The sequence below is a fragment of the Pseudaeromonas sp. HNCC25DJ180 genome (genome assembly GCF_055413345.1).
In genome coordinates, this window is sequence record NZ_JBVAYF010000020.1 from 48243 (window position 1) to 59899 (window position 11657).

Annotated in this window: 10 protein-coding genes; all 10 read left to right on the plus strand. The window is 56.3% G+C overall.

The window, feature by feature from the left end:
- Nucleotides 1-58 precede the first annotated feature (58 nt).
- The gene (gene nifD / locus ACZYTD_RS16165) at nucleotides 59-1507 is read left to right on the plus strand and encodes a nitrogenase molybdenum-iron protein alpha chain (RefSeq protein ID WP_463893599.1); all 1449 of its coding nucleotides are present in this window, start codon (nucleotides 59-61) and stop codon (nucleotides 1505-1507) included.
- Nucleotides 1508-1578: 71 nt separating this feature from the next.
- Nucleotides 1579-3147: a nitrogenase molybdenum-iron protein subunit beta gene (gene nifK, locus ACZYTD_RS16170; protein ID WP_463893601.1), complete on the plus strand. Its 1569-nt coding sequence runs from the start codon at nucleotides 1579-1581 to the stop codon at nucleotides 3145-3147.
- Nucleotides 3148-3254: 107 nt separating this feature from the next.
- Nucleotides 3255-3476 (plus strand): putative nitrogen fixation protein NifT, encoded by a 222-nt coding sequence (gene nifT, locus ACZYTD_RS16175; RefSeq protein ID WP_463893602.1) that lies wholly within the window; start codon nucleotides 3255-3257, stop codon nucleotides 3474-3476.
- Between the two features lie 16 nt (nucleotides 3477-3492).
- Nucleotides 3493-4179 carry a NifB/NifX family molybdenum-iron cluster-binding protein gene (locus tag ACZYTD_RS16180; protein ID WP_463893603.1) on the plus strand — a complete coding sequence of 229 codons (687 nt, stop codon included), beginning with the start codon at nucleotides 3493-3495 and terminating at the stop codon, nucleotides 4177-4179.
- Nucleotides 4180-4612: 433 nt separating this feature from the next.
- Nucleotides 4613-5986, plus strand: coding sequence for a nitrogenase iron-molybdenum cofactor biosynthesis protein NifE (gene nifE / locus ACZYTD_RS16185; RefSeq protein WP_463893604.1), 1374 nt, complete (start codon nucleotides 4613-4615; stop codon nucleotides 5984-5986).
- An 11-nt stretch (nucleotides 5987-5997) separates the two neighbouring features.
- Nucleotides 5998-7368: a nitrogenase iron-molybdenum cofactor biosynthesis protein NifN gene (gene nifN / locus ACZYTD_RS16190; protein WP_463893605.1), complete on the plus strand. Its 1371-nt coding sequence runs from the start codon at nucleotides 5998-6000 to the stop codon at nucleotides 7366-7368.
- Nucleotides 7365-7817: a NifB/NifX family molybdenum-iron cluster-binding protein gene (locus ACZYTD_RS16195; RefSeq protein ID WP_463893606.1), complete on the plus strand. Its 453-nt coding sequence runs from the start codon at nucleotides 7365-7367 to the stop codon at nucleotides 7815-7817. The genes nifN and ACZYTD_RS16195 overlap by 4 nt, the downstream gene beginning before the upstream one ends.
- Nucleotides 7818-7897: 80 nt before the next feature.
- On the plus strand, nucleotides 7898-8194 hold the full coding sequence (fdxB, locus tag ACZYTD_RS16200) for a ferredoxin III, nif-specific (protein WP_463893608.1): 297 nt from the start codon (nucleotides 7898-7900) through the stop codon (nucleotides 8192-8194).
- 185 nt (nucleotides 8195-8379) lie between these two features.
- Complete coding sequence (locus ACZYTD_RS16205) at nucleotides 8380-9129, plus strand: substrate-binding periplasmic protein (protein WP_463893609.1); 750 nt, start codon at nucleotides 8380-8382, stop codon at nucleotides 9127-9129.
- A 590-nt stretch (nucleotides 9130-9719) separates the two neighbouring features.
- A partial coding sequence (locus ACZYTD_RS16210) for a retention module-containing protein (protein WP_463893610.1) occupies nucleotides 9720-11657 on the plus strand: 1938 nt, incomplete at its 3' end.

Genomic DNA, 11657 nt, shown 5'->3' on the forward strand with positions numbered 1-11657 from the left:
ACCCCTCCGTGGCGGGCTTGCCCGCCCGGAGTTCTGCTCGATATGGAAGGATACTGCTATGACAGACAGAACCCGTGAACAGAATCAGGCGCTGATCCAGGAAGTCCTCGAGGTCTATCCGGAGAAGGCCAAGAAAGATCGCGCCAAGCACCTGACCGTTAACGATCCGACGCTGGAAAAAGCCAGCAAGTGCATCACCTCCAACCGTAAGTCCCTGCCGGGCGTCATGACAGTGCGTGGTTGTGCTTACGCCGGCTCCAAGGGTGTGGTCTTCGGTCCCATCAAGGACATGATCCACATCTCTCATGGCCCGGTTGGCTGTGGCGCTTACTCCCGTGCCGGTCGTCGTAATTACTACACCGGTGTAACCGGGGTAAATACCTTCGGCACCATGAACTTCACCTCGGATTTCCAGGAGAAGGACATCGTCTTCGGTGGCGACAAGAAGCTGACCAAGATGATCGAAGAGATGGAAGTGCTGTTCCCGCTCTCCAAGGGGATCTCCATCCAGTCCGAGTGCCCGGTAGGCCTCATCGGTGATGACATCGAAGCCGTTGCCAAGCAAACCAGCAAGCAAATTGAAAAGCCAGTCGTTCCGGTACGTTGTGAAGGTTTCCGTGGCGTCTCCCAGTCTCTGGGTCACCACATCGCCAACGACGTGATCCGTGACTGGATCCTGCCAAATCGCGACGATCAAGAGTTCGCCGGTACCCCTTACGATGTGGCCATCATTGGTGACTACAACATAGGTGGTGATGCCTGGTCTTCTCGCATCCTGCTCGAAGAGATGGGTCTGCGTGTTGTGGCGCAGTGGTCCGGTGACGGCACCCTGCCAGAAATGGAAAACACCACCAAGGTCAAGCTGAACCTGGTGCACTGCTACCGCTCCATGAACTACATCTCTCGCCATATGGAAGAGAAGTACGGGATACCATGGATGGAGTACAACTTCTTCGGCCCAACCAAGATCGCCGAGTCACTGCGCAAGATTGCTGCCCAGTTTGACGAGACTATCCAGAAGAATGCTGAAGCGGTTATCGCCAAGTACGAAGCTCAGACTGCGGCTGTTATCGCCAAGTACAAGCCTCGCCTGGCTGGCAAGCGCGTCATGCTCTACGTCGGTGGCCTGCGTCCCCGTCACGTCATCGGTGCCTATGAAGATCTGGGCATGGAGATTGTCGGTGCCGGTTACGAGTTTGCCCACAACGACGATTACGACCGTACCTTGCCGGAATTGAAAGAAGCGACCCTGCTGTTCGATGACGTCACCGGTTATGAGTTCGAAGAGTTCGTCAAGGCTGTCAAGCCTGACCTTATTGGCTCCGGCATCAAGGAAAAGTACATCTTCCAGAAGATGGGTATTCCATTCCGCCAGATGCACTCCTGGGATTACTCCGGCCCTTATCACGGCTATGACGGCTTTGCCATCTTCGCCCGTGACATGGATATGACCCTGAACAATCCGTGCTGGTCACAACTGATCGCACCCTGGAAGAAGTCTGCCTGAGTCAGGTAGGTTTTTTTGGACCGTCATTAACCCGTTAGTTCACAGATGAGTGGCGCGGGAGGAGACAGCATATGAGCCAGAACGTAGATAAAATCGAGTCCTGCTACCCCCTGTTCGAACAGGAAGAGTATCAATCTCTGTGGGCCGGCAAGAAGAACAACTGGGAAGAAGCTCACGACGATGCCAAAGTGCGCGAAGTCTTCGAGTGGACCACCTCTGCCGAATACAAAGAGCTGAACTTCAAGCGCGAAGCGCTGACCGTTGACCCGGCCAAAGCCTGTCAGCCCCTGGGTGCCGTGCTTTGCTCCCTGGGTTTCGAGAAGACTCTGCCGTATGTGCATGGCTCTCAAGGTTGTGTGGCCTATTTCCGCTCTTACTTCAACCGTCATTTCAAAGAGCCAGTCGCTTGCGTCTCTGACTCCATGACTGAAGATGCGGCCGTATTCGGTGGTCACAACAACATGAACGAAGGTCTGCAGAACGCCAATGCGCTCTACAAGCCCGAGATCATTGCCATCTCTACCACCTGTATGGCGGAAGTTATCGGTGATGACTTGCAAGCCTTCACCAACAACGCCAAGAAAGATGGTTTCATCCCTAACGAGATGCCGTTGCCTTACGCTCATACTCCGAGCTTCGTCGGCAGCCATATCACGGGTTGGGACAACATGTTCGAAGGTTTCTGCAACAGCTTCACCAGCGATGCGGCAGAGTACAAGGTCGGCAGCAATGGCAAGCTGAACCTGGTAACCGGTTTCGACTGCTATCTGGGCAACTACCGTGTGCTCAAGCGCATGATGACCGAGATGGAAGTGGGCTACAGCCTGCTGTCTGACCCGTCAGAAGTGCTGGACACCCCGGCCGATGGTGAATACCGCATGTACTCAGGTGGTACCACTCAGGCTGAGATGAAGGATGCGCCTAACGCCATCGACACTCTGCTGCTGCAACCTTGGCAACTGGTCAAGACCAAGAAAATGGTGCAGGACAAGTGGAGCCAACCCGGTAGCGAACTGAACATCCCTATGGGTGTTGAGTGGACCGATGAGTTTTTGATGAAGGTAAGCGAGCTGACTGGCAAGCCGATCCCTGACTCACTGGCCAAGGAACGCGGTCGTCTGGTCGACATGATCACCGACTCCCACACCTGGTTGCACGGCAAGAAGTTCGGTATCTACGGGGATCCTGACTTTGTCATGGGGCTGACCAAGTTCCTGCTGGAACTGGGTTGTGAGCCGAACGTCATCCTGTGCAACAACGGCTCCAAGAAGTGGCAGAAGGCCATGAACAAGTTGTTGGCCGCCTCGCCTTACGGTCAGGGCAGTGAAGTCTTCGTCGGTTGTGACCTGTGGCACTTCCGTTCGCTGATGTTCACCAACAAGCCAGACTTCATGATTGGTAACTCCTACGGTAAGTTCATTCAGCGCGACACCCTGGCCAAGGGCAAGGCGTTTGAAGTTCCGCTTATCCGCCTGGGCTTCCCCATCTTCGATCGTCACCATCTGCACCGCATGACCACTTGGGGTTACGAAGGCGGGATGTACATCCTGACCACCCTGGTGAATGCCGTACTGGAGCGTCTGGACGAAGAGACCATGGAACTCGGCAAGACTGATTATAACTTCGACCTGGTGCGTTAAGCGCCCTTGGGCCGACCTGCTACGGCGGGTCGGCCTTTTTTGGGTGAGCGCCGGTGTCGTGGAGATGCAATGCTCACCCATTTTTCCCAATCAGCAAGGAGCGCGTTATGCCCAATGTCATGTTTCGTCAGCAGGCCGATGGCCTCTACTGCTACATCGCCAAGCGCGATCTGGAAGCCAAGGTGAGTTTCCTGGAGTTTGCCAGTGAAGAGAGCTGGGGGGGGCGCATCGATCTGGATGATGGTCAAAGCTTCTACCTGACACCGTTGGACAAGATGCCCAAGCTGCCTGCGACCTTGCGGGTGACTAAAGCGGCCACTGTGGATTAGGGTGAAGGAGTCGCGTATGAGCACACTGCTGGAAAGCCAAGTTTACTGGCGCTTGATTGCTCTGGCCCAGATAGTTCCCGATCTGGCCCAGGAAACCCTGTTTGATTGGGTGAGTGATGCCCTGCAGGGGCCGCTCAATACCGCCCATCTGGATAAACTGACGCTGGATCAGTTGCAGGCCAAGCTGCCTGCGGAACTCTCACTGGATGCCAGCCGCTGGCAAGCCCTGCTGGCCTGTCTGCATGGCCAGTTACCCACCCATCTTAACCCCATTCCGGCACCCAATGAGCCTGGTGCCCTGCGCGTGGCCTTTACCAGCACAGACGGCATCAATATCAACGGTCACTTCGGCTCTTGTCCGCTCTTCTTCATCTATCAGGTGACCCCTGGCCATAGCCAGCTCATCGATATTCGCCGTTATGTGCAAAGTGGCAAGGGGGCCGAGGTCAATGAAGAGAAGGCGCTGATGCTGGCCGGTTGCCATCTGCTGTTTTGCGAGGCCATTGGTGGCCCGGCTGCGGCCCGGGTGATCCGTCACGGCCTGCATCCGGTGAAGGTGAAGAAGGATCCGGTGATTGCCCTTCAGGTGGCCGAGCTCGGCACGCTGTTGGGCGGCGTATTGCCCCCTTGGCTCGCCAAGGCGCTGGGGCGCCAGGATGATCTCAGCCGTCGCTTTGATTTGCTCAGCGAGCTGGATGAGTAGCCAGCGCTGAGTTTGAGTTTGGGTTTTGGAGGCCGAAGAGGGTTTCGCTTCGGGGGGAATGGACCCTCTTCGCGCCTTCAGCTCATTAGCTTGTCGCTCTACCCTCTGCTGTCGTCCGATCCTCTCTCCCCTGTGTTCCAGGGGAGGCGGGGGTGACGCCGCGGGGTGCGGTTGAGCCTTGGCCATGCCAGGCTGCTCCCGCCCAAGAGCGGTGACCGGATGGGATGTGATCCTGGATAGAGCCAGGGTGATTGTCGGATTACTGCCGCCCATGTGGGTTTGTCACGCGTCCCCTTGTGGCGCTTGTCACTAAGCCTACAATCACAATTGCTTTATAAACATATAGTTAGGTTTGGTTTGTTCTTTGCAGTACTCCCCTCAGGTACAAGGTACTTGAGTTCTCAAGCATCGACAGGACGTTGAAGGAGTCGATATGAAGGGTAGTGAAATTGCAGCGTTAAAGGATGAACCGGCCTGTAGCCATAACAGCAAGGCCAAATCCGGGTGTAGCGCGCCCAAGCCTGGCGCGACGGCCGGGGGGTGCGCCTTCGATGGCGCCCAGATCACCCTGTTGCCGGTGGCCGATGTGGCCCACCTGGTGCACGGCCCTATTGGCTGCACCGGGAGCTCCTGGGACAACCGGGGCACTCGCAGTTCTGGCCCTGAGCTGTATCGCATGGGTTTTACCACCGACTTGAGCGAACAGGATGTGATCATGGGGCGGGGTGAGCGCCGTCTCTATCACTCGGTCAAACACATAGTCGATCGTTATCAACCCGCCGCGGTCTTCATCTACAACACCTGTGTGCCCGCCATGGAAGGGGACGACATCGAAGCCATCTGCAAGGCCGCCGAGGCCAAGGTGGGGGTGCCGGTCATCGCCGTGGACGCGGCCGGTTTCTACGGCAGCAAGAATTTGGGCAACCGCATCGCCGGTGAAGTGATGGTGAACAAGGTGGTGGGCACAGGCGAACCGGCCCCCTGGCCTGTCGATGCCCTTATTCCGGCCGAGCGGGGCCACAGCATAGGGCTGATTGGCGAGTTCAACATAGCCGGCGAATTCTGGAATGTGCAACCCCTGCTGGATGAGCTGGGGATCCGGGTGCTCTGCACCCTGGCCGGGGATGCGCGCTTTCACGAGATCCAGACCCTGCACCGCAGCGAGCTCAACATGCTGGTCTGCTCCCGGGCCATGATCAATGTGGCGCGCAAGCTGGAAACGCAATACGCCACCCCCTGGTTTGAGGGCAGCTTCTATGGGGTGCGTGACATGTCTGACTCCCTGCGCACCATTGCCAATATGCTGGGTGACGCGGATCTGCAGGCGCGCACCGAAGCGGTGATCGCCCGGGAGGAGGCGGAGGCGGAGGCACTGCTGGCCCCTTACCGTGAGCGGCTGACCGGCAAGCGGGTGCTGCTCTATACCGGCGGGGTCAAATCCTGGTCCGTGGTTTCGGCCCTGCAGGATCTGGGGATGCAAGTGGTGGCGACCGGCACCCGCAAATCGACCGAAGAGGACAAGGCGCGCATCCGCGAGCTGATGGGGGAGGATGCCATCATGCTGGATGAGGGCAATCCGCGGCTGTTGCTGGATGTGGTCTATCAGCAGAAGGCGGACATGATGATAGCGGGCGGGCGCAACATGTTTACCGCCTATAAAGGCAAGGTGCCGTTTCTGGATATCAATCAGGAGCGGGAACACGCCTTCGCCGGTTACAAGGGCATGGTAGAGCTGGCACACCAGATCTGCCTGACACTGGAAAGTCCCATCTGGTCCCAGGCGCGTAGCCGGGCTCCGTGGCAATAAGGGGAACCACTATGGCGCATATCATCAAGGCCAGTAAGCCATTGGCCACCCAGCCCATCAAGAGTGGTCAACCCTTGGGGGCCATACTGGGCGCTTTGGGGCTGGATCGCTGCATTCCGCTCATTCATGGCGCCCAGGGCTGCAGTGCCTTTGCCAAGATCTTCTTCATTCAACACTTTCATGAGCCGGTGCCGATCCAGTCCACGGCTATGGATCCCATCACCACTGTCATGGGGTCGGACGATAACATCATCCAGGCACTGACCACGCTGTGTGAGCGCAGTAATCCGCGCCTGATCGTGCTGATGAGCTCCGGCCTCTCCGAGGCTCAGGGCGCCGATATGAGCCGGGCGCTCAAGGAGTTTCGCCGCCAGCAGCCTAAATTTGAACGGGTCGAAGTGGTGACTGTGTCCACTCCTGACTTCTATGGCTCCATGGAGAATGGCCATGCCGCCCTCATCGAGAGCCTCATAGTACAGCTGGTGCCCCAGCAGGCCCTGCGCAGTGTGCGCAAGAAGCGGGTCAATCTGCTGCTCAGTCATATGCTGACGCCGGGCGATGTGGAGATGCTGCGTACCACGATCGAGGCCTTTGGTCTGCAACCCATACTGGTGCCCGATCTCTCTCGTTCCATGGATGGCCACCTGGTGCGCCAGGATTATCTCTCGGTCTCTCAAGGGGGGAGTGAGGTGACGCAGATCAAGCAGTTGGGGCAGAGTGCCCTGACCCTGGTGATCGGCCCCTCCCTGACTCGCGCCGGCCAATTGCTGGAGCAGCGGACCGGAGTCGAGAGCCGTGCTTTCCCGCACCTGATGACCCTGGAGCAGATGGACAAGTTCGTGGATACATTGCGTTTGCTGGCTGATCGCAATGTGCCCGAGTGGCTGGAGCGGCAACGGGGCCAGCTGCAGGATGCCATGATCGACACCCACACCTGGGTGAATGACCGCAAGCTGGCTATCGGCGCCGAAGCCGATCTGCTCTGTGCCTGGCTCGACTTTGCGCGCTCGGTGGGTCTGCAACCCATCAGCGTGGTGGCGCCGGTCAATCAGCCGCAACTGGGTAATTTACCGGTGGAGCAGGTGGTGATCGGTGACATGGAAGATCTGGTCCAGGGGTGTCACGGGGAGGCGGATCTGATGTTGGCTAACTCCCATGGTGCCTTGCTGGCCGAGCAGATGGGGGTGCCTCTGGTGCGTATCGGTTTTCCCATCTTCGATCGCTTCGGCGAGTTCCGGCGGGTGCGCCAGGGTTATGCCGGCATGCGCGATACCCTGTTCGAGGTGGCTAATGCCATGCAGCAGGCTCACCACCAACTACCGGCCTATCACTCCCCACTCAAACAGCCGACGCCGGTGCGCGTCGTCAAGGAGGTTGCATGACTCCGCATTTGCAGCGTCATCTAAAAGTCAGCGATGAGGCGGCGCCAGCCTTGCAGGTGGCCTTCGCCAGCTCGGATATGAAGACGGTAGATCAGCACTTTGGCTCCTGTCAGAGCCTGTTGATCTACGGGGTCGAGCCCGGACGTCATGAACTGCTCCAGGTGGCCCGTTTTACTGTGGTGGAAGGGCACAACCAGGACAAGCTCCTGAGCCGGATTGATGTGCTCAAGGATTGTTTTGCCCTGTTCTGTGTGGCGGTGGGCGAGGCGGTATTTCGTCAACTGCTGGCCGCTGGGGTGCGCGCCATCCGGGTGGAGAGTGGAACCCCCATACCTCAGTTGCTGACCCAGTTTGAGAGTCAGTCGCTGGAGCAGGTCGCCAAGCGACCGGCCAAGGACAAGAGTCCGGATCGCTTTGCCGAGCTGGAGAGTGCTGGCTGGGAGGAGTGAACCCAGCAACAGGATCCGCATTCGCCGCTACCCAAGGGTGGCAGGGATGCCAACTTGCAACACACAAGGAGGAGAACGCCATGTCTGGCACCTTAATTACTGGTCTTACTGCGGGTGGCGAAAGCTGGACCCCAAAATATGTCACCGCTCTGGATGCACACCGCTGCATCGGCTGTGGTCGTTGTTTCAAGGTCTGCTCACGGGATGTTTTTAATCTGGTGGATAAAGCCGATCTGCTGGGCGATGACGATGATGACGAGCAGGATGACATGATGATGGTGATGACCATCCAGAATGCCGCCGACTGTATCGGCTGTGAAGCCTGCTCTAAGGTCTGTCCCAAGGCCTGTCACACCCACAGCACCCTGTCGGCCTGATAGCGCGAGCCGTTGGTATTTTAAGGAGTTGCTCCAGGCGACTCCAACCCTGTCCTTTGCTGGTGGGAAACCACCACTTTGCTCTGTTGCCCGGCTAGTCCGGGCTTTTTTTTAAAATTTTATCCAGCGGGATCATCCCTCCTCCGACACACTTACAAGGTGGTTCTCCCGTCGGGTTGAAGATTATGATGCGTGCCAACATGTGGTGCCTGTGCTTGGGGCTCAGTAGCTGTCTTGCTCTGGCTATGGCCGCCGAACCAGTACGTCTGGGTTATGCCGATCGCTCCTTTCCTCCCTTGCAGCTTGGGGAGGGGCCCTTGCCTGCCGAGCCTCCTGGCCGGGCGGTAACCAGCGTGCTCAAGAGCGCGGCCAGTTTGGAGTTGCGCACCGAGTTGCAGCGCCTGCCCATCAAACGGTTACTGTTGATGCTCGAACGAGGCGAGCTGGACGGCGCTTTCTCCTTCTCTTATCTACCGGAGCGCGTCCGCAGCATGGTGTTCCCCATGACGTCATCTGGGCCCGACAGCGAACGCAGCCTTGGGGTGCTGGAGTACTATCTCTATACCCGGAGCGATTTTGTACCCCATGGGCTGGATGGTTCCGTGCCGGCGTTGGCCGCTTATCGGATAGGCGTGCTCAAGGATACCGCCATCGCCAGTCTGCTCAAGGCGCAGTCTGTACCCTATGAAGCGACTAAAACCATAGAGCAAAATCTGCAGAAGCTGTTGTTGGGGCGGATCGATATTTTCATTGGCCAGAAGGAGTCCACGCAACAGCAGTTGAGCAAACGTACTGAGTTTAAAACCCTGCGCCGATCGGGCCAGCCCCTATTTAGCCGACACTACTATCTGGTTTTTAGTCATCCATTTTACCGGCAACACCACCAGTGGTGCGAGGCATGGTGGCGGGTGTTGGCCCAGCAGAGCCAAGAGTGAGCAAACCTGGCGGCTTTGGTCGCGGTGTACCCTCGCGCCGTGTGCTGAGACGGAAAGGGGGCGTCCACGCAGGGGACGGGGTCATTTGTATCAAGGGATATATGTGATGCCGTACCTACTACTTATGCAATTAATAATAAATTAGCACTTTAATGTGAGTGAAAAAAATTCCTGCCATGTCATCTGGCTAATATTAGCAGTTGCATCAGGTTTTCATTGGCAGCGCTTATTTTCGATTCTTCCTATATTCCCTATAAAAATGTTCACATCAACTAATGCTTAAGTGCTGTTCGCATTGCATGGCCTGATGCTTTGGTTTTGTTTTTCGATTTAAGGCTAAGTCTTATGGCGTAGTTAGTATATATAACATCTTGTAAATTAAGGATATTCCTGGTCGGTATTGAGGGGGTGAGCCATCGATACATCTTTTCTGTTTTTACGAATGAACTTTGCCGTTTTATCTATTAATTAGATTAATTATTAGAATGATATATGTGCTGTGTAGTGTGGTTGCTAGCAGGGGGGATTCTTTGATTCTTTGTTAAATGTTTTAATGCTCACAGTTGTTTCAATGAAGACAGGGTGAGCAAATGGGGCAGATGATTGAAGTTCATGATGAAAAAATTATTTCTTCAGTGACCGGTGAGGTTCATCTAGTGGTGGATGGTCGTACCTGGGTCGATCTCAAGCCAGGTGACAAGGTGCCCGCCGGTTCTATTCTGCTAACGTCAGCGGGTGCTGCGGTGGATTTTGAGGCTACCGATCCGGCTTTGGTCCGTCATGGTAGTGGGATTACGATCCATCTGCGTACTGCTGAGCTGGATCGCCAAGTATTGCCCCATGCCACCCGTTTGCCGGATGCGCAGGAACACGCTACACATACTGCGGCTCACTCCTCTGCTGTTTCCTCCTCACTGGCTGTTGATGCATCCCAAGACACCGCTATCGCAGCCCTGCAACAGCAAATTTTACAAGGCAAGGACCTGAATGACTTGCTTGAAGCACAGCAACCGGCTGCGGGTGGCACGCCTGCTGCTGGCGGTGATGGTGCCTCCAGTAATGCCGGTTTTATCACAATAGATCGTACCGGCAATGCCACATTGGGTGAGGCTGGCTTTGATACCAGCCATCAAGCGCAGACGCTGGTGGTGGTAGACGATGGCCCGGCCGTCATCAATCACTTGCCGGTGATTTCCAGTTCGAGTGACTCTGGATTGGTTATCGAAGATCGACTGCTCGTGACCAGTGGTCAACTCACCATAGTGGATGAGGATAAAGACCAGAGTTTCTTCGTGGCACAGAATGTGGCCAACGAATATGGCCAGTTCACTGTGGATGCTAACGGTAATTGGCACTTTGATCTCGACAATGGCTCGCCAACGGTGCAAGCCCTGAATGAGGGGCAGAGTGTTACCAAAACCTTTGATGTCAGCAGTGTGGATGGCTCTGCTAGCCATGTGGTGACGGTCGAGATCCAGGGCACTAATGATCTGGCTCAGATTTCCGGTAGCGATAGTGGCCTGGTCAAGGAAGATGAGATCCTCTCCGTTAGCGGACAACTCAAGGTAAGCGATCTGGATCAGGGGCAAGCCCACACTGTGGTTCAGAACGCCGTGGTCGGTCAGCATGGCCAGTTCAGCATAGATAAAGATGGCAACTGGAATTATCAGCTTAACAACAGTGATCCAGCGGTGCAGGCCCTTGTGGAAGGACAACGGTTGCCGAACGAAGTCTTTACGGTGCAGAGCGTGGATGGCGTCACTCATCAAGTGACTATTGTCATAGTCGGCACCTCTGATGGCAGCCCCAGCATCACCATTCCTGATCTGGATGGAAGTACCAACGCCAGTGACTGGAGTCTTCCTGAAGATACCGGCCCTATGCTTGGTAGCTTTGTTATCAAAGCGCCTGATGGTCTCAAGTCACTGGAAATCGGTGGCAAGCTGCTGACTGATACTGAGGTCACGACTTTTCTTACCAAGCAGGTAAGCATCACCACGGCTAGGGGGGTGCTGACTCTGTTGGATTTCGACCCTGCCACGGGTACCGTCTCCTACAGCTATGATCCGAATGTATTGGCCCACACCAATGGCCAGCCGATTATTGATAGCTTCGCGCTGACGGTGACCGATTTGGGCGGTGGCAACGTCACCGACAGCCTGGATATTGCCATCACCGACACGGCGCCGCTGGCTAATCCCGATAGCAACACTATTGTGGAAGATGGCACTAATCCGCTGTCTGGCAATGTGCTGACCAACGACAGTGCCAGTGCTGATGGTGGCAGTGTGGTCACCACGATTGGCAAGCAAGTGGGCCAGTACGGTGAGCTAGTCCTGAAGGCAGATGGCAGCTACGAGTATCAACTGAATAACGCCAACCCGACAGTCAATGCCCTGAAGAGCGGGCAGAGTCTGAGCGACAGCTTCAGCTATAGCATTAAGGATGCGGACGGCTCGAGCAGTTCAGCCCAAGTGACCATCACCATCAGCGGCCACACCGATGGTCCTCCGACCATTGTTATCGAT

What these genes read in the sequence shown, in the direction of transcription:
- nifD (WP_463893599.1), top strand. Translation starts at nt 59, where the DNA reads ATGACAGACAGAACCCGTGAACAGAATCAGGCGCTGATCCAGGAAGTC.
- nifT (WP_463893602.1), top strand. Translation starts at nt 3,255, where the DNA reads ATGCCCAATGTCATGTTTCGTCAGCAGGCCGATGGCCTCTACTGCTAC.
- nifE (WP_463893604.1), top strand. Translation starts at nt 4,613, where the DNA reads ATGAAGGGTAGTGAAATTGCAGCGTTAAAGGATGAACCGGCCTGTAGC.
- nifN (WP_463893605.1), top strand. Translation starts at nt 5,998, where the DNA reads ATGGCGCATATCATCAAGGCCAGTAAGCCATTGGCCACCCAGCCCATC.
- nifK (WP_463893601.1), top strand. Translation starts at nt 1,579, where the DNA reads ATGAGCCAGAACGTAGATAAAATCGAGTCCTGCTACCCCCTGTTCGAA.
- ACZYTD_RS16180 (WP_463893603.1), top strand. Translation starts at nt 3,493, where the DNA reads ATGAGCACACTGCTGGAAAGCCAAGTTTACTGGCGCTTGATTGCTCTG.
- ACZYTD_RS16205 (WP_463893609.1), top strand. Translation starts at nt 8,380, where the DNA reads ATGATGCGTGCCAACATGTGGTGCCTGTGCTTGGGGCTCAGTAGCTGT.
- ACZYTD_RS16195 (WP_463893606.1), top strand. Translation starts at nt 7,365, where the DNA reads ATGACTCCGCATTTGCAGCGTCATCTAAAAGTCAGCGATGAGGCGGCG.
- fdxB (WP_463893608.1), top strand. Translation starts at nt 7,898, where the DNA reads ATGTCTGGCACCTTAATTACTGGTCTTACTGCGGGTGGCGAAAGCTGG.